The organism is Phytohabitans kaempferiae, from assembly GCF_042433955.1.
GTDB classification, from domain to species: Bacteria; Actinomycetota; Actinomycetes; order Mycobacteriales; family Micromonosporaceae; genus Phytohabitans; species Phytohabitans kaempferiae.
Genome location: NZ_JBHLUH010000061.1, coordinates 23937 through 46429, shown reverse-complemented (window position 1 = coordinate 46429; position 22493 = coordinate 23937). Strand labels below are relative to the sequence as shown.

At 73.8% G+C, this 22493-nt stretch carries 19 protein-coding genes and 1 pseudogene; 8 read left to right on the top strand and 12 right to left on the bottom strand.

Features of this window, described 5'->3' with window-relative positions; translation table 11 throughout:
- The first annotated feature begins 377 nt into the window (after positions 1-377).
- The 3 genes from ACFFIA_RS29090 to ACFFIA_RS29080 all read left to right on the top strand — a co-directional run bounded on the left by ACFFIA_RS29090 (position 378) and on the right by ACFFIA_RS29080 (position 3717).
- A complete protein-coding gene (locus ACFFIA_RS29090; RefSeq protein ID WP_377256618.1) occupies positions 378-1475 on the top strand; it encodes an enolase C-terminal domain-like protein in 1098 nt (365 codons plus the stop codon).
- 78 nt (positions 1476-1553) lie between these two features.
- Entirely contained in the window at positions 1554-1841 is a 288-nt protein-coding gene (locus ACFFIA_RS29085) for a DUF3040 domain-containing protein (RefSeq protein ID WP_377256615.1), read from the top strand.
- A 73-nt stretch (positions 1842-1914) separates the two neighbouring features.
- A complete protein-coding gene (locus ACFFIA_RS29080) occupies positions 1915-3717 on the top strand; it encodes a glycoside hydrolase family 15 protein (RefSeq protein ID WP_377256612.1) in 1803 nt (600 codons plus the stop codon).
- A 48-nt stretch (positions 3718-3765) separates the two neighbouring features.
- Here the strand turns inward: ACFFIA_RS29080 and qcrB are convergent, their stop codons facing one another.
- From qcrB to coxB, 9 genes are read right to left on the bottom strand one after another with little or no spacing between them, the layout of a single operon-like run.
- Entirely contained in the window at positions 3766-5439 is a 1674-nt protein-coding gene (gene qcrB / locus ACFFIA_RS29075; RefSeq protein ID WP_377256609.1) for a cytochrome bc1 complex cytochrome b subunit, read from the bottom strand.
- Entirely contained in the window at positions 5436-6290 is an 855-nt protein-coding gene (locus ACFFIA_RS29070; RefSeq protein ID WP_377256606.1) for a QcrA and Rieske domain-containing protein, read from the bottom strand. The genes qcrB and ACFFIA_RS29070 overlap by 4 nt, the downstream gene beginning before the upstream one ends.
- Positions 6287-7090: a cytochrome bc1 complex diheme cytochrome c subunit gene (gene qcrC, locus ACFFIA_RS29065; protein ID WP_377256603.1), complete on the bottom strand. Its 804-nt coding sequence runs from the start codon at positions 7088-7090 to the stop codon at positions 6287-6289. The genes ACFFIA_RS29070 and qcrC overlap by 4 nt, the downstream gene beginning before the upstream one ends.
- 12 nt (positions 7091-7102) lie before the next feature.
- Positions 7103-7492 carry a c-type cytochrome gene (locus ACFFIA_RS29060; RefSeq protein WP_377256600.1) on the bottom strand — a complete coding sequence of 130 codons (390 nt, stop codon included), beginning with the start codon at positions 7490-7492 and terminating at the stop codon, positions 7103-7105.
- Positions 7489-8454 carry a cytochrome c oxidase assembly protein gene (locus ACFFIA_RS29055; protein ID WP_377256597.1) on the bottom strand — a complete coding sequence of 322 codons (966 nt, stop codon included), beginning with the start codon at positions 8452-8454 and terminating at the stop codon, positions 7489-7491. Before ACFFIA_RS29055 ends, ACFFIA_RS29060 begins: the two co-directional genes overlap by 4 nt.
- A complete protein-coding gene (locus tag ACFFIA_RS29050) occupies positions 8451-8864 on the bottom strand; it encodes a hypothetical protein (protein ID WP_377256594.1) in 414 nt (137 codons plus the stop codon). The genes ACFFIA_RS29055 and ACFFIA_RS29050 overlap by 4 nt, the downstream gene beginning before the upstream one ends.
- On the bottom strand, positions 8861-9484 hold the full coding sequence (locus ACFFIA_RS29045; protein WP_377256591.1) for a cytochrome c oxidase subunit 3: 624 nt from the start codon (positions 9482-9484) through the stop codon (positions 8861-8863). Before ACFFIA_RS29045 ends, ACFFIA_RS29050 begins: the two co-directional genes overlap by 4 nt.
- On the bottom strand, positions 9481-11430 hold the full coding sequence (gene ctaD / locus ACFFIA_RS29040) for a cytochrome c oxidase subunit I (protein ID WP_377256588.1): 1950 nt from the start codon (positions 11428-11430) through the stop codon (positions 9481-9483). The genes ACFFIA_RS29045 and ctaD overlap by 4 nt, the downstream gene beginning before the upstream one ends.
- A gap of 9 nt (positions 11431-11439) precedes the next feature.
- Positions 11440-12336, bottom strand: coding sequence for a cytochrome c oxidase subunit II (gene coxB, locus ACFFIA_RS29035; RefSeq protein ID WP_377256585.1), 897 nt, complete (start codon positions 12334-12336; stop codon positions 11440-11442).
- Between the two features lie 255 nt (positions 12337-12591).
- On the opposite strand from coxB, the gene ccsA reads away from it, so the two are divergent.
- From ccsA to ACFFIA_RS29010, 5 genes are read left to right on the top strand one after another with little or no spacing between them, the layout of a single operon-like run.
- Positions 12592-13308, top strand: a complete 717-nt coding sequence (gene ccsA, locus ACFFIA_RS29030; protein ID WP_377256582.1) for a cytochrome c biogenesis protein CcsA — start codon at positions 12592-12594, stop codon at positions 13306-13308.
- Positions 13305-13685 carry a cytochrome c maturation protein CcmE gene (locus ACFFIA_RS29025; protein ID WP_377256579.1) on the top strand — a complete coding sequence of 127 codons (381 nt, stop codon included), beginning with the start codon at positions 13305-13307 and terminating at the stop codon, positions 13683-13685. Before ccsA ends, ACFFIA_RS29025 begins: the two co-directional genes overlap by 4 nt.
- Complete coding sequence (locus ACFFIA_RS29020) at positions 13682-15655, top strand: heme lyase CcmF/NrfE family subunit (RefSeq protein ID WP_377256576.1); 1974 nt, start codon at positions 13682-13684, stop codon at positions 15653-15655. Before ACFFIA_RS29025 ends, ACFFIA_RS29020 begins: the two co-directional genes overlap by 4 nt.
- Positions 15652-16212 (top strand): TlpA family protein disulfide reductase, encoded by a 561-nt coding sequence (locus ACFFIA_RS29015; RefSeq protein WP_377256573.1) that lies wholly within the window; start codon positions 15652-15654, stop codon positions 16210-16212. The genes ACFFIA_RS29020 and ACFFIA_RS29015 overlap by 4 nt, the downstream gene beginning before the upstream one ends.
- Entirely contained in the window at positions 16209-17165 is a 957-nt protein-coding gene (locus ACFFIA_RS29010) for a cytochrome c-type biogenesis protein CcmH (RefSeq protein WP_377256570.1), read from the top strand. Before ACFFIA_RS29015 ends, ACFFIA_RS29010 begins: the two co-directional genes overlap by 4 nt.
- A gap of 53 nt (positions 17166-17218) precedes the next feature.
- Here the strand turns inward: ACFFIA_RS29010 and ACFFIA_RS29005 are convergent.
- From ACFFIA_RS29005 to ACFFIA_RS28995, 3 genes and pseudogenes are all read right to left on the bottom strand, one after another.
- Positions 17219-17344 (bottom strand): annotated as a pseudogene (locus ACFFIA_RS29005) (SDR family oxidoreductase); the annotation flags it as partial.
- 3 nt (positions 17345-17347) lie between these two features.
- Complete coding sequence (locus ACFFIA_RS29000; protein ID WP_377256567.1) at positions 17348-20437, bottom strand: FAD-binding and (Fe-S)-binding domain-containing protein; 3090 nt, start codon at positions 20435-20437, stop codon at positions 17348-17350.
- Complete coding sequence (locus tag ACFFIA_RS28995) at positions 20434-22197, bottom strand: thiamine pyrophosphate-dependent enzyme (protein ID WP_377256564.1); 1764 nt, start codon at positions 22195-22197, stop codon at positions 20434-20436. The genes ACFFIA_RS29000 and ACFFIA_RS28995 overlap by 4 nt, the downstream gene beginning before the upstream one ends.
- Positions 22198-22493 lie beyond the last annotated feature (296 nt).

Sequence of the window (22493 nt, the reverse complement as noted above, 5' to 3'; positions counted from 1 at the left end):
TACATGGACCAGCCTGGTGCGGCCATGTGGAGGTGCCTTCGCGGAACCATGACAGTCCCGTGACAACCGGCTACGACGGCCGCGCCGGGGGCAACCGCACATCCGCGCCGCGGTTGGAGGGGAGCCATGCGACCGCGTGTCCCGATCGCCCGGTCCGGGGGCCGCGAGCGCGCCCGTGGCGACGGATCCACGTTTTGCCGCCACCGGCCCGGGTAGGCACCGGGCATGGCTCCCATCGCATCGCAACCGCCGATCGCCCGCCTGGGCGGCGCCGGCACAGCGCGCCGGGAGGTGCCAGGCGCCGTGGTCCGCGGGGACCGGCTCGGGCGCGCTCCGGAGCGGGACCCGCTCGGCGGCGACCGGTGACGAGGGCCCCGATGACCGGCGTGACGGCCCTGAGGGCCGAGGCGTACACCGTGCCCACCGAGCGGCCCGAAGCGGACGGCACCGCCACCTGGGACGCCACCACGGCCGTCGTGGTCACCGCGGCGGCCGAGGGACGGGAGGGACTGGGCTGGACGTACGCCCCAGCCACCGCGGCAGCCGTCGTCCGCAACCTGCTCGCGCCGGCGGTGACCGGCGCGGACCCGATGGACGTGCCCGGCGCGCACCGGTCCATGCGCCGTACGGCCCGCAACGCCCTCGTCCCGGGCCTGGTCACCGCGGCCATCTCGGCGGTCGACGTGGCCCTGTGGGACCTGAAGGCGACCCTGCTCGCCACGCCGCTGGCGTCCCTTTTCGGCCGCGTCGAGCCGGCCGTGCCGGTGTACGGCTCGGGCGGCTTCACCACCTACGACGACGACACGCTGCGCCGGCAGCTCGCCGGCTGGGTATTCGGCGAGGGCATCCCCCGAGTGAAGATCAAGATTGGCGAGTCGTGGGGCCGTGCCGAGAGCCACGACCTGAGCCGGATGCGGATCGCCCGCGACGCGATCGGGGCGGACGCCGAGCTGTACGTCGACGCGAACGGCGGATACACGGCCAAACAGGCCATCCGGGTATCGCGCCGGGCCGAAGACGTCGACGTGCGGTGGTTCGAGGAGCCGGTCTCCTCCGACGACCTGGCCGGCCTGGCGCAGGTGCGGGCCGGGGTCGCGGCTGACGTGGCGGCCGGCGAGTACGGCACCGACCCGACGTACTTCCGGCGGATGTGCGCGGCGCGGGCGGTGGACTGCCTCCAGGTCGACCTGACCCGTTCCGGCGGCTACACCGGCTTCCTGCGCGCGGCGGCGGTGGCCGACGCGTACGGGCTGGAGGTCAGCACGCACACCGCGCCGCAACTGCACGCACCGGTAGCGGCCGCCCTCCCCAACGCCCGGCACATCGAGTGGTTCGCCGACCACGTACGCCTGGAACAGATGCTCTTCGACGGGCTGGCGACGCCGGCCGGCGGGGCGCTGGCCCCACAGTGCGAACGGCCCGGCCACGGTCTGGCGCTGCGGCTCGACGACGCCGCACGCTACCGCACGGACTGAGCGCCCGGCCTACCCGCCCACTCCTCCGGACCCGGATCGGGCCGAGGTTTGACCGTACAGGCATCGAAGGAGGGGAACGTGCTCCACCACGACGAAAGACGTCGACTCGAAGCCCTCGCCGAGCGGATGTGGCACGACGACCCCAATTTCGCCTCGGCGATGGACCGTGGCGTGCCGCGTTCACCGGTGGAGTACCGCCGCCAGCGGCGCCGGATCCCGGCGCTGACGGCACTGGCCGCGGCCGGCCCGGTCCTGCTGGGGTACCCCGTGCTGGGTTTCTTCGCGGCCTGGGTATGCGCGGTGGTGGCGATCCTCTGGTACGCCGACGCCCTCGACCGCCCTCCTCGCCGCGGCCGGGGCGGATGAGAGCGGGCCTGCCTCGCCGGGGTGCCGGGCGGTCCTGGACAGCCGCCTCGCCCGCGGCGGGGAAAGGGAGGACATGTCGCTGCCACTGGAGGAGTACGGGTTCATCGGCAACACTCAGACCGCTTGCCTGATCAGCCGCGACGGCAGTGCCGACTGGCTCTGCCTGCCCCGCTTCGACTCGGCCGCCTGTTTCGCCGCGCTGCTCGGCGAGCCCGAGCACGGCCGGTGGAGCCTCGCGCCCGCTGGCCGGCACGCCCAGACGGCGCGCGGCTACCTGGGCGACAGCCTCGTGCTCGCCACCGACTTCACGGCCGACGGCGGCGAGGTCCGGGTCGTGGACTGCATGCCGGTGGACACCGGGAACGACCGCCTCATCCGGCGGGTCGAGGGCCTGCGCGGCAGCGTCGAGATGGAGACCGAGCTACGCCTGCGGTTCGACTACGGGCTCTCCGAGCCGTGGCTGCGCCGCGACGGCAACCGCGTGCTGGCCATCGCCGGGCCGCACACGGTCGTGGTCGACTCCCCAGTGCCGCTGCGGACGCAGGACGGCGTGCTGTCCGGGCGCTTCCGGGTCGCCGCCGGCGAAGTCGCCGACCTGTGCCTGACCTACCTGCGGCCGGACGAGTCCGCCAGCCGGATCTCGCCGGCCGCCGCGATCGGCCGTACCCGCGAATGGTGGCAGAGCTGGGCGGACCAGTGCACTGTGGACGGTCCGTACCGCGCGCCGCTGATCCGGTCCCTGCTCACGCTCAAGGCGCTCACCTACGCGCCGAGCGGCGGGATCGTGGCCGCGCCCACGACCTCGCTGCCCGAGCGGCTGGGCGGCGTCCGCAACTGGGACTACCGGTACTGCTGGATCCGGGACGCCACGTTCGCCTTGCTCGCCTTCCTCGACGCCGGATACAAGCAGGAGGCCGTGGCCTGGCGGGAGTGGCTGCTGCGCGCGGTCGCGGGAAGCCCGGAGCAGATGCAGATCATGTACGGCGTGTACGGCGACCGGCGGCTGACCGAGGTGAGCCTGGACTGGCTGCCCGGCTACGCCGGCTCCACACCGGTACGGATCGGCAACGCGGCGGCGAGGCAACTCCAACTGGACGTGCACGGGGAGTTGATGGACGCGCTGCACCAGGCCCGGGCCAGCGGCATCGAACCGGACCCGGAGGCCTGGCTGGTGCAGCGGAAGCTGCTGGACTTCCTGGAGTCGCACTGGAGTGAGCCGGACGAGGGCATCTGGGAGATGCGCGGACCCCACCGGCACTTCACCCATTCCAAGGTGATGGCCTGGGTCGCCGCGGACCGCGCGGTCAAGGATGTCGAGCGGTTCGACATGGACGGGCCGATCGACCGGTGGCGGCGGCTGCGCGCCGACATCTTCGAGGAGGTCTGCGCCAACGGGTACGACCCCGACCGCAACACCTTCACGCAGTCGTACGGCTCCCCCGAGGTCGACGCCGCGCTGCTGCTCATGGCGCCGGTCGGCTTCCTGCCGGCCCGGGACTCGCGCATCGCCGGCACCGTCACCGCCGTGGAGGAGGACCTCTGCCGGGATGGCTTCGTGCACCGCTACCGGCACAAGCCCCACACGAAGGTGGACGGCCTGCCGGCGGGCGAGGGAGCGTTCCTGGCCGCCAGCTTCTGGCTCGCCGACAACTACCTGCTGCGCGGCGACGTCGACCGCGCCCGGGCCACGTTCGAGCGGGCGCTGAGCGTCGGCAACGACCTCGGGCTGTTCGCCGAGGAGTACGACATCGACGGGGCTCGGCAGGTCGGCAACTTCCCGCAGGCGATGTCGCATCTGTACCTGGTGAACACCGCGCTCAACCTCACCCAGGTGACCGGCCCGGCCCGGCACCGCGCCGAGGACAGGCGGCGCTGAGCTCCGCGGACTTGCTCGGGACCGGCGCCGGTGAGTGGCGGTGACCGCCTACCGCCGGCCCGATCCGCGCCCCCGGCGCCCCCGGCGGCGCAGCACCGCCAGTGCCGCCACGACCACGGCGGCGGCCACGCGGCTGCCCGGGCCGGGACGGTGCCGCACCGGCCAGACCCAGCCGACCGGCGGCTCGGTCTGCTCGACCGGCGCGTCGGGGTAGCTGATCCGCGCCCGGCGCAGGGCCTCGCTCCGATCCAGGTAGCGCTCGTTGCTCGTCAGCGGCTCCGCGTCCGGTGCCGACCACTGCCAGCACCAGGTCTGGTCGGGCTGGCGCCACAGCCGGATCACGCCCACCGGCTCCCGCGGCGGCTCCGCCGTCTCGCCGGCGATGCCTCCGCGCACGTCCGCCGCGGTCAGATCGGTGACGCCCGCGGTCCGGCCGGCCCGTACCGCCCGGGCCAGCAGGTACGCCACCGCGGCCACCACCGGCGGCAGGGCGAGCACCAGGATCCGCAGCGCCGACAGCACGCTGGTGACCGACCAGCCGCTGAACCGCGCGATGACGTCGTAGCCGCCGGCGAGCAACAGGACGCCGAAGAACGTCAGTACGGCGGCGCCGAACGCCAGCCGGCCGGGCCGGTCGCTCGGCCGCTGGAGCACGTGATGGGCCCGGCGGTCGCCGGTACGCCACCGGTCGATCCACGGCCAGGCGTACAGCACGGTGAACGTCAGCCCGCCGACCACCACGCCGGGCAGGAACGGCGCCGGCACCAGGTGGCCGAAGACGGTGAACTCGAACGGCGGGAACAGGCGCAGCGCGCCGTCTCCCCAGGCCACGTACCAGTCGGGCTGGGCCGGCGAGGTGACCTGCGCCGGGGCGAACGGGCCGTAGATCCACACCGGGTTGATCTGCACCAGCCCGCCGAGCCCGAACACCACGGCCAGAACGCCGGCGAGCAGGCCCAGCGAGCGCAGCGTGTAGGCGGGCCAGAAGCGCGAACCGACGACGTTCCGGTCCCGGTTGCCCCGACCGGCGTGGTGCGTGTGCTTCTGCCGGACCAGGATCGCCAGGTGGGCGGAGATGAGCGCGACCAGCGCCGCCGGTACGAGCAGCACGTGGCTGACGAACAGCCGCGGCACCGTCACCTCGCTGGGAAACTCCCCACCGAACAGCAGGAACGCCAGCCAGGCCCCGACCACCGGAATCGACAGGATGACCGAGTGGATGATCCGCAGACCGGTGCCGGAGAGCAGGTCGTCCGGCATCGAGTAGCCGGTGAAGCCGTTGAGCAGCGCCAGCGTGAGCAGGGTGACGCCGATCAGCCAGTTGACTTCGCGCGGCCGGCGGTAGGCACCGGTGAAGAAGATCCGGAGCATGTGCATAACGATGGCCCCGACGAAGACCAACGCCGCCCAGTGGTGGGCCTGCCGGATCAGCAGCCCGGCCCGTATGTCGTAGCTCAGTGCGACCGTCGAGGCGTACGCGGCCGAAACCCGGGCGCCGCGCAGCGGCTCGTACGCGCCGTCGTAGACGGTGTCCGCTGTGGACGGTTCGAAGAACATGGTCAGGTAGACGCCGGTCAGCAGCAGCGACACGAACGAGTAGAGGGCGATCTCGCCGAGCATGAACGACCAGCGGTCCGGGAAGACCTTGGCCAGCGCGCGGCGCAACACGCCGGACGTGCCGAGGCGGGAGTCGACCGAGCGGTAGAGGCGGCGGGTGATCATGGCCGGCTCCAGAACCCGGCACCGGGCGGCCCGGTGAGGCCGCCGGTGGCGCGCAGGAATCCGTCCGGGTCGGCCGTGATGGGCAGGCCCGGCAGCGGTCGGGCGGCCGGCCCGGACACCGGCTCGGCCGCGTCCTGAAGGTCGAAGACGGACTGGTGACAAGGGCACATCATGCGGCCGCTCGTCTGCTCGTACAGGCTGACCGGGCAGCCGGCGTGGGTACACAGCAGGGAGTACGCCACCACGCCGCCGACGTGGCCGGCCGGCGGCGGGCGGCGGAACCGGCCGGGATCCAGCCGGACCACGAACGCCGGGGCGTCCCCCTCGTCGGGGTGCCCTTCCGGGACGACGATGAGAATCGTGTCCGGCGAGACCTCCGCGAGCCGGACCGGCCGGCCGTCCCGGGTCATCAGCCGCACGCCGGAGCGCCACGGCGTGTGCGACAGCGCGGTCGCCGGGTCGGGGCCGCCCTGCGGGTAGAGCGAGCGCAGCGGAAACAGCAGCGCGGCGCCGATCGCCGCGACGGCGAGCCCGGCCAGGCCGAGCAGTCCTCGCCGGCCGGCGGGCGGCTCGGCGACCGTCTCGGCGAGCAGCTCCCGTTCGCGCGGGTCGCCCAGTGGCGGCCGGTCCTCGACGTAGCCACCGGCCGGCATCAGCCCGCGCCCCCAGAGGCTCAGGCCGCAGGCGAGGCCGCCGAAGGCCACCGCGAGGAAGGCGCCGAACGCCTGGGTTCCCCAGTCCAGCACATACGCGACGGCGAAGCCGACCGCGGCGAGCGCGCTCGTGGCGAAGGCGATCCTGGCACCGCCGGTCACCAGCCGCTGGTGCCGCTCACGCGGATCGTCGCTCATCGCGCGCCCGTCCCCAGCCGGCGGGCGAGGAACAGCAGCAGGACGAGCCCGACGAGCACCGCCACCAGTCCCTCGGTCACCGGCCCGATCCGGCCCAGCGGAAGGCCGCCCCGGTCCACCTCGCCGCTGTTCTGGAGGAGGCCGACGTACGCGGCGATCGCGTTCACCTCGGACTGGTCCAGGGCTTCCGGCCCGTACGCGGGCATCGCTCCGGGCCCGACCCGGATCGCCTCGCCGATCTGGGTCGGGTCGGCCTGGTACAGGTTTGGCGTACGGCGACCGCTGGTGAGCACCGCGCCGGCACCGGTCGCGGAGTGGCAGGCCGAGCAGTACGTCAGGTAGAGGTCACGTCCGGCGCGAGGGTCGCTCGGCACCACGTCCGGTACGGGCGGACCACCGCCCGCGAGGGTGGCGACGTACCGGACGAGGGCGTCGATCTCCTCCGGGGAGAAGGCCGGCTCGCGCCGGTGCGGCATGGTGCGCTCGTTCGCCAGTGGCATCCGGCCGGTGGAGAGCTGGAAGTCCACCGAGGCCGCGCCGACGCCGGCCAGCGTCGGCCCGCGCTGGCTGCCCCGGCCGTCGGGGCCGTGGCAGCTGGCGCAGCCGCGCTGGTACAGGTCCCGACCCTGCCCGGTGTCCGGCGTCGCGGGAGCGGCCGACGGTCGCGGTCCGGTGGGTTCCGGCGGCGGCGCGAACGCCGGCAGGGCGACCACCGCCACGGCCGCCGCCGCGGCCAGCAGGCGGGGCCCGGGGCGCTGCCGGCCGGCTCGCTCCGCTCGCTGCGGCCCGTCGTGCGGCATCGGCGTCCTCCCTCAGTCCAGGCTCATCAGGTACGCGACGATGTCCCGGGCGTCCGCGTCCGTCACGCCGACGTCCGGCATGGCGGTGCCGGGGTCGACGCCCTGCGGGTCGGTGATCCAGCGCCACAGGTTGGGCCCGGTGTTGACCAGGTGCCCGGCGATGTACGAGCGGCTGCCGAACCGGGTCAGCGGCGGGCCGACCATCCCGTCCGCGCCCCGGACGCCGGGTACCTCGTGACAGGTGCCGCAGCCGTACCGGCCGATCAGCTCGGCCCCCCGGACCGGGTCGCCGGAGGTGACCTCGGCCGGCGGTGGCGGTGGCACGCTGGCACAGGCGCCCGGCGCGGCGAGGGCGCCCGCGGCGGCGAGGGCGAGCCACAGGCGGTGTGGCGGGCGCGTCATCGGACCATCTCCTCGGCTGCCGAGTCGGCCGGGCGCAGGTCCCGCCCGGCTGGTGTCCGGCGGTCCAGCCGCGCGAGCCAGCGCACGAAGAGCACCACCGCGACCGCGAACGCGACGACGTCCATCGGTACCCACATGACCAGGCCGGCGAGTTGTTGGTCGGCCAGCGGATCTCGGGAGGCGAGCACGTCGGGCGGGTAGAGCGGCGTGGGGGCGAGCGTGAGCACCGCGCCGAGCGCCGCGGCGGCCATGCCGGTGCCGAAGAGCACCAGCAGCCCGACCGGGGTCGGCAGCACGAGCGACTCCGCCGGCCGGAGCCCCCGAGCGGCCCGCGCGGCCGGTCCGGGCCGCCGCACTCCGCCGGCGGGATCTGGCCGGCCTCGGGGCCGGGCGCCCAGCACCGTGGCCCAGAGCAGCCAGGCGGCGCCGACGAAGCTCAGGTGCTCCGCGGCGTGTACCGCCGCGCTGTCGACGGCGACGGCGTACGGCGCGGGCAGGTGCCAGGCCCACAACACGGCCGTGTGCAGCCCGCCGGCGAGCAGGGCGAGCTGGGACGGGCGGCGCAGCCAGCGCACCACCGCCGAGGCGCGCAACCGGCCGACCCACCGCCGGAGCCGGTGCGGGGCGGCCAGGGTCAGTGGCAGGCCGGCGGCCCCGGCGGCGAGCAGCGGCGCGGCCACCACCATCAGCAGCATGTGCTGGGCCATGTGGCCGGCGAACGAGCCCTCGGCCGCATCGTGCACCGGCCCGCGCTGCGCGACGAGCGCGACCACCAGCCCGAAGGCGAAGGCCGCCGCTCGCCCGCCGGACACGACCTGGCCTCCGCCGCGCCGGGCCCACAGCTCGTGCACGCCGCGGCCGTATCCGGCGCCGAGAGCCACGAGGCCGAGCACGAGCACGAGGTCGACCCAGGACGCCGAGGGGTCGCCCGCGCCATGCGCGAGGACCGGGACGTCGCTCACGCCGGGCATGACGGGAACACCAGGAGTGCGGCGCCACCGGCGATGATGATGGCGAGGAAGAGGGCGTCGGCGCCGAGCCCGATCAGGGCCATCATGGCGGCCCGCTGGGCCCGGGTCCGGTCGGACTCGTCGGTCGCGGCCCGCGTCGCCGCGACGGCTCGGCGCCACGCCGGCCAGGCCACCGCGAGCGCCGCCGCGGTGGCCAGCCCGGGCAGCACGACCGCGCCGGCGACGAACGTCCGCAACGGCACGCCCGCCACGTCGTTGTGCCCGCCGGCGCAGGCCAGCTCGGTCACGCCCCAGGCGAGGATCAGGTGCGTGCTCCACGCGACGGCGCCGCCGAGTACCGCGTACCACATCAACAGGCCGCCGAGGCGGACGGCGCGGGGCGGGCTGGAGGTGTCCGTCATAGCCGTGGCGACAGGTAGATGGTGAACAGGATGGCCGCCCACACGGCGTCGACGAAGTGCCAGTAGATGGCGGTGATCCGGACCCGTTCGTGGCGGCGGGAGCCGAAGCTGCCCCGGACGGCGGCGGCCAGCAACCAGCTGATCATGAGGAGGCCGACGCTCACGTGCAGGCCGTGGAAGCCGGTGATGGTGTAGAAGAGCGAGCCGTACGCGTTGGTGGTGAAGGTGAACTCCTTCAGCTTCATGGCGTACTCGGTGGCCTGCATGGTCAGGAAGATGATGCCGAGCAGCAGCGTCGCGGTCAGTCCCGCGCGCAGCCGCCACACCTGGCCGCGCCGGATGCCGCGTTCGGCCCACACCACGGGCAGGCTGCTGGGCAGCAGCACGGCGGTCATGATCAGCGGCCGCACCAGCTCCGGTGCGCCGATGCCCGCTGGAGGCCACTGTGGACCGTACTGGAACCGCAGATAGAAGTAGGTGCCCAGGAGCACGGCGAACAGGGCCGCCTCGGTGGTGACGAACAGGACCATGCCCCACCAGCCGGTGGTGCGCCCGGCCGGCATCTCCGTAGCCAGCGCCCGTGCCGTCAGCGCCCCCGTGGCGGTGGTGTCCGCGGTCATGGCGCGACCCCCGCTTCCTCCGGACCGACCTCGGGCGGCCACAGCCAGCCGGCCAGCGTGCCGCCGAAGAGCAGCGCGCCGGCGCCGGCCGCCCAGTACACGCCCCAGAGCAGGCCGAGCACCACCACGAACAGCCCGGACGCGGCGAGCAGCGGGCGCAGCGACGCCTCGGGCATCTCCACGGCCCGCTCCAGCCGGCCGTCGAGTTCGCTCGTCAGCGTCGTCCGGTGGCCGGCGAGCACCTCGCCGCTGGCCAGGGCGTCGGTGGTGCGCCGGTCCCACATCGGATGCAGGCTGTGCACGCGCGGGATGACCGCGAAGTTGTACGGCGCCGGCGGCGAGTCGGTGGCCCACTCCAGCGTGTCGCCGCCCCACGGGTCGGCGGGCGCCGGTCGGCCGCGGCGCAGGGCGAGCACCACGCCCGCGGCCACCAGCAGCAGCCCCGCGGCCAGCGTGTAGGCGCCGAGCGTGGCCAGCAGGTTCCACAGGTCCCAGCCGAGCCCGGCCGGATAGGTGTAGACCCGGCGGGGCATGCCGAGCAGGCCGGAGATGTGCATGGGGAAGAACGTGAGGTTCATGCCGATGAAAACCAGCCAGAACGCCCACCGCCCGAGGCGTTCGCTGTACATCCGGCCGGTGAACTTGGGCAGCCAGTAGTAGATGCCGGCCAGGATCGGGAAGACCGCGCCACCGAACAGCACGTAGTGGAAGTGGGCGACGACGAAGTACGAGTCGGTCACCTGCTGGTCGAATGTGGTGATGGCGAACATGACGCCGGTGAACCCGCCGAGCACGAACACCACGATGAAGCCGATGACGAACAGCAGCGGGACCCGCACGACGATCCGCCCGAGCAGCATCGTGGCGAGCCAGGCGAAGATCTGTATCCCCGACGGGATGGTGATCAGCGTGCTGGCGGCGCTGAAGAAGCTCAGTGACAGCTGGGGCAGCCCGGTGGCGAACATGTGGTGCACCCACACGCCGAACGAGATGATCGCGATGGTCACGAGCGAGAGCACGACCAGGGGGTACGCGGCCACGCCCCGCCGGCAGAACGCGGGCAGCACGGACGAGACGATGCCGAGGGCGGGCAGCACGATGATGTAGACGTCCGGATGCCCGAAGATCCAGAAAAGGTGCTGCCACAGCAGTGTGTTGCCGCCCCGGTCGGGGTCGTAGAAGTGGGTACCGAAGCGGCGGTCGAGGAAGAGCAGGCCGTTGGCGAGGTTCAGCGCGGGCAGCGCGAAGATCACCATGAACGACGTGGCGACGATCGCCCAGACGAACAGCGGGACCCGGTTGAGCGACATCCCGGGCGCCCGGAGCTTGGCCGCGGTGACGATGAAGTTGATCGCCCCGCTGGTGGTCGACACGCCGAGGAAGAACAGCCCGAGGGTGTAGACGTCCATGCCCGCGCCGGGCGAGTAGGTCCGCTCGGTCAGGGGCACGTAGGCGAACCAGCCGCCGTGCGGCGCGGCGCCGACCAACTGACTGGAGAAGAGCAACGTCCCGGCGAAGAGGAAGACCCAGTAGCCGAACGCGTTGAGCCTCGGGAAGGCCATGTCCCGGGCGCCGAGCATGAGCGGCACGAGGAAGTTGCCGAAGCCGAAGAGCATCGGGGTGGCGAACAGGAAGATCATCGCCGTGCCGTGCACCGTGAAGAGCTGGTTGTACTGCTCCGGCGACAGCACCCCACCCTGCGGACGGGCCAACTGGGTACGCAGCGCCACCGCGTCGGCACCGGCCAGGGCGAAGAAGAACCCAGCCGTGATCATGTACCGCCGGCCGATCCGCTTGTGGTCGACGGTCGCCAGCCAGGTACGGATCGACGGCCGCTCGTGCCACCGCCGGGCCAGCCGGGCCCGATCGTCCGGCGGGTCGGCCCCCGCCGTGCCGCCCCGGGGACGGGAGCCCGGCGCGGGCGGCGGGTCGGTGTGTACGGTCATCGGGCTCCCTCAGCGAAGCGTCCGCAGGTACGCGATGAGATCCGGCAGGTCCGCGGCGGGCACGGGCTGGGGCGGCATGTTGTTGCCGGGCTTCACGGCCTGCGAGTTGGCGATCCAGCCGCCCAGATGCCCGACGTCGTTGGGCGCGGCGCCGGCGCCCAGGCTCCACCGCGAGCCGACCGTGGTCAGGTCCGGCCCCACCGTGCCCCGCGCGCTCGTACCGCGGACGGTGTGGCAGGCGGCACACGGCCCCTGCTCGAAGGCGGCCAGGCCGCGCCGCTGCGCGCCGGTGAGCGCGACCGCCGGCGGCGAGGCCAACCGGTCCAGCCACGCGTCGAACTCGGCCCGGGGCCGCGCCACCACCATCAGCGCCATGTACGCGTGCTGCTGCCCGCAGTACTCGGCGCACTGTCCCCGGAAGCTGCCGGCCCGCTCGGCCCGCAGCCAGGTCTCGTTGATCCGGCCCGCGATCAGGTCGATCTTCGGCATCAGCTGCGGTACCCAGAAGCTGTGCTGCACGTCGGCCGTACGCAGCCGCACCCGGACCGAGCCGTCGACCGGGATGTGCAGCTCGTTCGCGGTCACCGCGCCGGCCCGCTCGGGATAGCGGATCTCCCACCACCAGCGGTGGCCGACCACCTCCACGGTCATGTCCGCGCCGCCGGGCGGGCGGGCCAGCGCGTCCAGGTGCCGCAGGCCGACGCCGTACACGGCGACCAGCACGATGAAGGGCACGCCGATCCCGAGGACGGTCACGAACGGCATCGCGTCGCCGGTCCGTACCCGGGCTCCGCGCCTGCGCCGCCACAGCAGCGCCCAGCCGAGAAACAGCAGCACCTCGGCGAAGACGACCACCGAAACCCAGAACAGCAGCCACCACAGACCTTCCACCTGCCGAGCGCCCACGCCCGCCGGGTCCAAAGTGGAAGGTGAGTCTCCGACGCAGCCGGCCAGCAGGGCGCAGGCCGCCCCCGCGACGGCGCACCCGATCCGACGGCGGACTCCCCCTGTCCCCATCGCTCCCCTTCCGCTCGGCTCCGGCGGCTACCCGCGCAGCGGCGGATCAACCACGAAACTGGCAACAAATTTCCGGCCGGAACGGGGTTTGACGGCAGCACAACGGGTAGCCGTGCGCGGCCAGCACTGCTCCCGGGAGGCGCCATGCGACCTGACCTGCCCACGCCCCTGTTGGCTGGCCCGCGGGCGGCCCGCGACCGGCGTACCGTCGGCTGGCTGGCCGGTGCCCTGTGGACGGCCGGCCCACTGGTGGGTCTGACCGTGGCGCCGGTCGACGCCGTGCAGGGGCGGGCGCAGTGGCTGATGTACCTGCACGTGCCCACCGCCTGGACGGCGTACCTGTGCTTTCTCACCGTGCTCGTGGCCAGCCTCGGCTACCTCGGCTGGGCCGACCCCCGCTGGCAGCGCGCGGGCCGGGCGGCGGCCGAGGTGGGGCTCGCCATGACGCTCGCCACCACCCTGGTCGGCATGGCGTGGGGGCGCGCGACCTGGGGCGTGTGGTGGGCCTGGGACCCGCGCCTGGTGAGCACGGTGCTGCTGGGGCTCGTCTACGCCGCCTACCTCGCCGTCGGCCAGGGCACACGTGGCGGCCGGCGCGCGGCCTGGCTGGGGATCGCCGGCTTCGTCATGGTGCCGCTGGTGCACTTCTCGGTGGTCTGGTTTCGCTCGCTGCACCAGCGGGCCACCGTGCTCGCGCCGGACAGCAGCCCGCCGATAGACGCCCTCATCCTGGCGGCCCTGCTGCTGTGCGTGGCCGCCTGCGCCGCGACCGCCGCCTGGCTGGCGCTGGTCCGGATGGCCGCCCTCGAACGGCGGGCCGGCGTGAGCGGCGCCGCGCGTACCGCGAGCGCGGCCCGGTGACCCGGCGCGCCCGGCTGGCCCTGCTGCTGATCGCCGGTGCCGCGGTCGCGCTGCTGGTGGCCGCGGGACTTCAGGACACGTTGACCTTCTACCGGAGCCCTTCCGAGGTCTCGTCCGGCCCTGCCGGTGACCGGGTACGCCTCGGCGGCCAGGTGGTGCCGGGCTCACTGAGCACCGCCGGCGGCTGGACCCAGTTCCGGCTCAGTGACGGCGCGACCGAGGTCACCGTCCGCCAGCCGGCGCACCTGCCCGGGACCGTCCGCGAAGGCCAGGAGGCCGTGGTGGAGGGCGCGCTGGACGCGGACGGGATGTTCCGCTCCGACACCGTGATGGCCAAACACGGCAACGAGTACCGGCCGGCCGAGGCGGGCTCGTGACCGCCCAGCTCGGCGGTGCCAGCCTCCTCGCCGGCCTGCTCGCCGCGGCGGCCACCGTGCTCCTGTGGCTGCGCGTGGCGCTCTCCGGCGCTCCGGCCCGCCCCGCCAGGATCGCCACCTGGCTGCTGCTGGCGTCCGCGGCCACCGCCTGCGGGCTGCTGGAATGGGCGCTGGTCCGGCACGACTTCAGCGTCCGGTACGTGGCCGAGAACGGCGGCCGCGACGTGCCGCTCTACTACACGATCACCAGCCTCTGGGCCGCCCTGGACGGCTCGCTGCTGCTGTGGCTGCTCGTCCTCGCCGCCTGCGCCGCGCTGCTGGTCTGGACCGGCGACGGCCGTGCCGGCATCCTGCTCCCCTGGGCCGTATCCGTGGTCGGCGTCGTGGCGGTCTTCTTCTTCGCGCTGACCTACTTCGCGGCCAATCCGTTCACCTCGGTGAGCCCGGTGCCGCTGGACGGGCCCGGCCCCAATCCGCTGCTTCGCGTCCATCCGGCGATGGGCGTGCACCCGCCGCTGCTGTACGCCGGCTACGTCGGCCTGGCGGTGCCGTTCGGCTACGCGCTGGCCGCCCTGCTGGCCGGCCGCGCCGACGACCGGTCGATCGCCGCGATGCGACGCTGGACGCTCGGCGCGTGGAGCCTGCTCACCGCCGGCATCACGCTCGGCGCCTGGTGGTCGTACGCGGTGCTGGGCTGGGGCGGCTACTGGGCCTGGGACCCGGTGGAGAACGCCTCGCTCCTGCCCTGGCTCACCGCGACCGCGCTGCTGCACACGCTACGGGCACGCCACCGCCCCGGATGCCCGCCGCCGTGGAGCCTGGCGCTGGCCGCCGGCACGTTCCTGCTGGTGCTGGTCGGTACGTTCCTGACCCGCTCCGGCGCGGTGGAGAGCGTCCACGCGTTCACGGCCTCGCCGCTCGGGCCGATGCTGCTCGGTTTCGTCCTGCTCGCCACCGCGGTCACGCTCGGCCTGCTGCTCTGGCGGTCCGGCGTGTTCCCGACCGGTCCGGCGGCACCGCTGCTGTCGCGGGAGGCCGGCTACACCACCAACGCCGTGCTCATGGTCGCGCTGGCCGCGGTGGTGCTGACCGGCACGCTCTTCCCGCTGCTGACCCAGGCGGTGGGGGGCGCGCGTACGGCGGTCGGCCAGGGCTACTTCAACCGGGCCGCGGTGCCCGTCGCGCTCGCCGTCCTGGTGCTGATGGGAGCCGCGCCGTACCTGTCCGACAGGCGCCGCCGCGGCACCGGCCGGGCGGGCTGGGCCGCCGCCGCCGGGCTCGCCACCGCGACCGCCGTGGGCCTGCTGTCCCGGCCCGGTCCCGCCGCGCTGGCCGCCTTCGCGCTGGCCGCGTTCGTCCTCGCCGGGCTGGCCCTGACCGCGGCGGCCCAGCTGCGGCACGCCCTGGCCGCGCGCCGGACCGGGCGTCCGGCCGCGGCCACACTGCCGCGGCAGCGCTGGGGATGGCTGCTCGCCCACGCCGGCGTCGCGGTGCTGGCGGTCGGTGTGGCCGCCTCGTCCGACTACACGGCCACGGCCGAGCGGCAACTCGCCATCGGTGAGACGGTCAGCGCCGGACCGGTCACCGCGCGGCTCACCGGCGTCGAGCGGAGCGGCGACGGCGACGGCATGTCCGCCGTCGCGCGCGTGGCCCTGTACCGGGACGGCGACCAGCTCGCCGTCGCCGCTCCGCGGCTGCGCTACTACCCCGCGCGCGATCTCGCGGTCAGCCTGCCGGCGATCACGTCGCGCCCCGGTGGCGACGTCTACGTGACGGTGCTCGCGGTGCCCACCGACGGGCGCTCGGCCACCATCCGCCTCGCGGTGAACCCGCTCGTGTGGCTGGTCTGGGCCGGCGGCGGCCTCATCGCGGTAGGTGGCCTGCTCGCGCTGGTCCGCCGGCGGCCGGTGGGGCGTCCGGGAGCCGCCCTCGACGTGGCGGGCGCGGCATCAGCGCGGGGCGTCCGATGAGGGCCGGTACGCCGCGCTGGCGACCGCTGTCGCTGGCCGTGTCGGCGGTCGTGCTCGCGGTTCTGGGCGCGACGCTGGCCGCTGGGCTGCGCCCGTCGACGCCGGACTCCGCGACCGGCGGCCCGCCCACTCGCGTACGCGGCGAACCGGCCCCGGCGCTGACCGGCACCACGCTCGCGGGAGGCCGCTTCGACCTCGGCGACCTGCGCGGCAAGGTCGTGGTGGTCAACGTGTGGGCGTCCTGGTGCGACCCCTGCCGCCAGGAGCTGCCGCTGATGGCGGCGGCCGAACGCCGGTGGGGTGGGCAGGGCCTGGCCGTGGTCGGCATCAACCTGCGCGACGGCGCCGAGTCGGCCCGCCGCACGCTGGCCGAGTTGGGCGTGCGCGACCTGCTCTCGGTCGCCGATCCGCGCGGCACGGCCGCGGTGACGTGGGGCGTCGTGGGCGTGCCGGAGACCTTCGTGGTCGACCGGGCCGGCCAACTGCGGCTCTCCGTCCGCGGCGCGGTGGACGCCGCCTGGCTGGAGCGGCGGTTGCCACCGCTGCTGGTCGCGTGACCGCCCCTCGCGGCGACCGCGACCGGGTCGGCGCCGAAAGAGGCGACGGCCGCCGGCTGACCGGGCGGCGGGCCGCCACCGCACTTGTCGTCCTGGTGCTGGCGGCCGGCGCCGCGACCGGGCTCTGGCGTTCGCTGCACCAGCGCCCGCCGGACGCCGTCGCGCTCGCCACGCAGCTCCGTTGCCTGGCCTGCCAGGGCGAGTCGGTGGCGCACTCCCAGTCCCCGATGGCCGCCGCCATGCGGCAGAGCATCGCCGACCAGTTGGCCGCCGGCCGTACTCCCGACCAGGTGCGGCAGTGGTTCGTCGAGCGGTACGGCGCGCAGGTCCTGGCCGACCCGCCGCCCGGCCGGCTCGGCCCGCTGTTGTGGCTGGTGCCGCTGGTGGTGGCCGCGGCCATGGCCTGGCTCGCCCTCCGCACGGTGCGCCGGCGTGCCCGGCGCAACGCCCGCGCGGCGCCTCGGGACCCGCCGCCGATGGGCGCGGCCCGGGCCCGGCGTTCCTGGGACGTGGTGGCCGTGGCCCTGGTCGCGATGATCGCCGCCGTCGCGGTCGCCGGCCCCCGGTTCGGCGGGCGGGACCCGGCGGAGGGCACGCGGACGGAGAGCGTGGAGACCAGCCTGACCGCGGCCCGATCGCTGGAACGCGACGGCCGGTACGCCGAAGCCGCCACCGTCTACGCGGACGTGCTCCGGCAGCGGCCGGACGACGAGATCCGCCTGCGGCTGGCGTTCGCGCTGCTGCGCGCCGACCGCCCGGCCGGTGCCGCCGCGGCGGCTCAGGAGGTCCTGGATCGCGCCCCGGACCACGCGCAAGCGGTCCTGATGCTCGGTATGGCCCAGCGCGCGGAGGGACACGGCCAGGCCGACGCGACACTGCGCCGCTTCCTCACCCTCGCGCCGGACGACCCGGCCGCCGCCCAGGTCCGGCGGCTGCTCTCGCCGCCCTCCTGACCGGGCTCGTCACCGCCGCAAGCGATGGGCGAGGGCGCCGACACCTCCGGCGGTACCCAGTCGAACTGGGGCGTGTTCACGGCCGGTAGCTGCACCATCGTGATGTTCACGTTCGTCCGGTCGTGGAGCAGCTCGCAGCGCAACGCCTCGGTGAAGCCCTGGATCGCGTGCTGCCGTCCCCATCAGGTCTCACTCACCTGGCGGCGCAGCAGGTACGCCAGCGCCGCGGCGGCACCGCCGGCCGCGAGAGCGGTGGTCAACAGGCGTACCGGCAACGGCGGTGCCGCCGGCCGCCGCGCCCAGCGCCGCTCCGGTGTGTCGGCGCCGTCGTCGCCGTCCATGCCCGCGCGCAGCAGTTCGGCGAGGTGTACGGCGCGCCGGCCGCCGGCGTCGCTCTGCGCGATCTGGGTACGGCAGCTGAACCCGTCGGCCATGATGACGTCGCTCGGGCCGGCGTCGCGGACGGCGGGCAGCAGCACGCGTTCGGCGCATGCCTCGGACACGTCGTAGTGGCCCTGCTCGAATCCGAAGTTTCCGGCCAGGCCACAGCATCCGGAGTCGAGGACGTCGGCGTCGACTCCGGCCGAGGCCAGCAGTGTCTTGTCGGCCTGGAAGCCGAGCACCGCGTGCTGGTGGCAGTGCGTCTGGATACGGGCGGTGCGGGACACGCGTGGCGGCTGCCAGCCGGGCGTGTGCTGGGTGAGCAGCTCCGCGAGCGTGACGGTCTGCTTGACCAGCCGTCGCACGTCTTCGTCGTCGGGGAACAGCTCCGCCGCGTCGCCGCGGAACACCGCCGTGCAGCTCGGCTCCAGGCCGAGGATCGGCGTGCCGGCCCGCAGGTGCGGGCGGAGGACACCGATGGTGCGCCGCAGCACCTGCCTGGCCGTGGTGAGCTGGCCGGTGGAGATCCACGTGAGGCCGCAGCAGACCGGCTGGTCGGGAACGACGACCCGCCAGCCGGCGGCCTCGACGACCTCGACGGCGGCGCGCGCGATGCCGGGATCGAACCGGTTGGTGAAGGTGTCCGGCCAGAGCAGCACCTCTCCGCGTTCGCCGGTGCCCCGGGGCCCGCGCGCGGCGTACCACCGCTGGAAGCTCCGCGGCGTGAACACCGGCACCTGCCGCCGGGGGTCGACCCCGGCGGCCTTCTTGGCGAGCCAGGCCAGACCCGGTGCGTGGGTGACGGCGTTGACCAGCCGCGGTGCCGTGGCGGAGACCGCGGCCGCGGCGATCGGCAGCCAGCCCATGGCGTAGTGTGCCCGGGGGCGCAGCCGTCCGTGGTAATGGTGGGACAGGAACTCGGCCTTGTACGTGGCCATGTCCACGCCCACCGGGCAGTCGGACTTGCAGCCTTTGCAGGCCAGGCAGAGGTCGAGCGCGTCCATCACGGCCGTCGACCGCCAGCCGTCGGCGATCGCGCCACCCCGGGCGGCGCCGTCGAGCATCTCGAACAGCAGCCGGGCCCGCCCCCGCGTGGAGTGCTCCTCCTCCTTGGTCACCATGTACGAGGGGCACATCACGCCGCCGGTGTGGCGGCGGCACTTGCCCACGCCGACGCAGCGGAGCACCGCCCGGCCGAAGCTGGCGTCGTCGTGCGGGTACCGGAAGTGCGTGGCCACGCCGCCGTGGTTGTAGTCGACGCCGAGGCGCAGGTTGCCGTCCAGCGGGTTCGGCGCGATGATCTTTCCCGGGTTCATCCGGTTGTCCGGGTCGAAGATCGCCTTGAACCGGCCGAAGGCGGCGACCAGTTCCTCGCCGAACATCTTCGGAAGCAGCTCGCCGCGCGCCTGCCCGTCGCCGTGTTCGCCGGAGAACGAGCCGCCGTAGCGGACCACCGTGTCGGCGGCACGCTCCACAAAGGACCGGAACTTCGCGACCCCCTCCGGCCGCATCAGGTCGAACGGGATGCTGGTGTGCACGCAGCCCTGCCCGAAGTGCCCGTACAGCGACGCCTGCTCGTACCCGTACTCGGCGAGCAGCCGCCGCAGGTCACGAAGGTAGTCGCCGAGGTCGCTGGGATCGACCGCCGAGTCCTCCCAGCCGGGCCAGGTGTCCGCCATGCCCGGAGCCCGCGCGGTCGCGCCGAGCCCGGACTCGCGGATCTTCCACATCGCCTGCTCGTCGAACGGGTCGTCGAAGACGCCGACCCCCGGATCGTCGCGGCTCTTGCCGAGGTCGCGCAGGAGCGCGTCGACGGCGGCGTCGGCATCCCGCTTCGTGTCGCCGCCCATTCGCACCAGCAGGTAGGCGCCCCGCTGGCGCAACCGCTCCAGCGCGTCGAGGTTGAGGTGCTCGCGCCGCTCGAAGTCGATGAGCTTCCGGTCGAGGCCCTCCAGCGCGAGGGGAGCGTGCGGCAGGACCTTGGGCACGTGGTCGGCGGCGGCGGCGATGTCCGGATAGGCGACGAACGCCAGCGTCCGCGCCTTGACGACCGGCACCAGCCGCAGCCGCGCCCGCAGCACCGTGACGCAGGTGCCCTCCGTGCCGACCAGCGCCTGCGCGACGTGGAAGTTCTTCTCCGGCAGCAGACTGTCGAGGTTGTAGCCGGAAACGCGCCGGGGAATCCGCGGATAGCGCGCGCGGATCTGTTCCATGTGCTGGTCGCGCAGCGCGCGAAGCTGACGGTAGACCTCCGCCTCGCGGCCGCCCCGCGCCACGATGCGCTCGTACGCGTCGTCCGGTGTCTCGCCGACCCACATGCGCGTGCCGTCGTAGAGCAGCACCTCCAGCTCGACGACGTTGTCCACGACCTTGCCGGTCCACTGCGCGGTCGCGCCACAGGAGTTGTTGCCGATCATGCCGCCCAGCGTGCAGTGGTCGTGCGTGGCCGGCTCCGGGCCGAACCTCAGGCCGGTCTCGGCGAGCTGGATGTTGAGCAGGTCGAGGACGATGCCCGGCTCCACCAGGCAGGTCCGGTTGTCGGCGTCGACCTCCAGGAGGCGGTGGCAGTACTTCGACCAGTCGATGATCACCGCGACGTTGGTGCACTCCCCCGCCAGGCTCGTCCCGCCGCCGCGGGACGTCACCGGCGCGCCGTACCTGCGGCACACCGCGACCGCCGCCACGCCGGCTTCGACGGTGCGCGGCACCACGACGCCGATCGGCACCTGCCGGTAGTTGGAGCCGTCCGTGGAGTACGCGCCTCGGGACCCCGCGTCGAAGCGGACCTCGCCGTCCACCTCGGCCGCCAGATCCCGTTCCAGGCGGGCGGCGTCGATCTCGCCGGCGGGCGGGACACGGACGACCGGGTCGGGGAGCTTCACCGCGGTCATGCGCGCAGCTCGCTGATCTTGTCGCGGACCACCGTCGTCACGGTCGCCGCCTTGTGCGGCTGGCCGCGCAGGAACGCCTCGGTGAAGTGCTTCGCCTGCTCGTACTTCACCTTGCCGGGCATCGGCGGCTCGTTCGGGTTGACGTCCACGTCGACCAGCGCCGGCCCGTCGTGGGTCAGCGCCTCCCGGACCGCATCGGCCACGTTTCCCGGACTCGTCACCTTCACGCCGTACGCGCCGCAGCCGCGCGCCCAACTGGCGAAGTCCGCCTCGGGCTGGTGATGCCGCACCGCGTACTCGGGGTAGCCCAGGACGATCTGCTCCCACAGGATCTGCCCGTACGCGTTGTTGTTGTTGATGACCACCTTGATGGGCAGTTTGTGGCGGACCGCGGTGAGGAACTCCGCCATCAGCATCGCGAACCCGCCGTCGCCGACGAAGGCGATGACCTGCCGGCCGGGAAAGGCGTGTTGCATCGCGATCGCGTACGGCAGCCCGGGCGCCATCGTGGCCAGGTTGCCCGACAGGTAGTAGCGGCGGTCGCCACGGATGGTCCAGTGCCGCGCCGACCAGGTCGCGATCGTTCCCGAGTCGCAGGTGAGGATGGCGTCGTCGGCGGCCAGGTCGTCGATCACGCCCATCAGGTACTGCGGCGCGATCGGATCCCGACTCTCGTCCCGCAGCGCCTTCATGTCGGCGCGCCAGGTGTCCATCTCCTTGCGGTACTTGGCCAGGAACGACCCGTCGCCCCCGCGCAGCAGCGGAAGCAGTCCTTGCAGGCCGCTCTTGGCGTCCGCCGCGATCGGGGCCTCCACCGGCAGCCGCAGCCCGAGGAGCGTCGGATCGGAGTCGATCTGCACGACCCGCGCCTGCCCCGGCTGCGGCAGGTACTTGCCGTACGGGAAGGAGGTGCCGACCATGAGCAGCGCGTCGCACTCCTCCATGGCCTCCTCGCTCGGCTTCGTGCCGAGCAACCCCAGCCCGCCGGTGGTGACCGGATGGTCGTCGGGCACCACCGCCTTGCCCGGCAGCGTCTTGACCACGGGGGCGCCCAGCTTCTCCGCCACCGCGATCACCTCGTCCCGCGCGTTCAGCGCGCCCACGCCGACCAGGATCACCGGCTTCCGCGCGCCGTTCAGAAGCTCGGCGGCGGCACGCAACTCGTCCGCCCCCGGTGGCAGCTGCGGCCGGTCCAGCTTCGGCAGGCCCACGGGCGGGGCGCCGGGCGCCGGATGCCGGTACGGGTCCTCGGTCACGGGCGCGACCTGGACGTCGTTGGGGAATGTGAGATGCGAGACCGTCTTCTTGGTCAGCGCGTTGCGGATGGCCAGGTCCACCACGCCCGGCATCTGCTGGGGATTGCTGATCATCAGGTTGTAGTCGGCCACGTCGGAGTAGAGCCGGTCCAGGTGCACCTCCTGCTGGTACCGCGAGCCGAGCAACGACGTCTCCTGCATGCCGGTGATCGCCAGCACCGGTACGTGGTCCAGCTTCGCGTCGTACAGGCCGTTCAGCAGGTGGATCGCCCCTGGCCCGGAGGTGGCGGCACAGACGCCCAGCCTTCCGGTCGCCTTGGCGTAGCCGGTCGCCATGAAGGCGGCCGCCTCCTCGTGGTGCACCAGCACGAACTTGAGCTCCGGGGCGTGGCGGCGAAAGCCCTCCATCAGCCCGTTGATGCCGTCGCCGGGCAGCCCGAAGATGGTGTCGACATCCCACGCGATCAGCCGCTTGGCCAGGCTCTCGCCCACGATCTCCGGCATTGGAAGCTCCCCTTCGCTCGCGAGGCCCGGGGCCCAGCCCTCGTCGCAGCGCGGCTACCCCGCAGAGCGAGCGCCAAACGCCAGCGAACGGCGAGAGTGTCGCGGCGGAGCTCTGGCTCGTGCCGCGACGAATCCGGACCGCTCACCGTCAGCGCCCCAGCGGCGGGCGGCACATCCGCTCGAGCCAATACGTCCAGTGCGTGCCGGCGACCGCCATCAACGACGACACCTGCTTCGGTGCTGGCGTCGCCGGAGAGCAGGAAGCACGCGGCGGCGGCGATCTCCTCCGGCGCGGC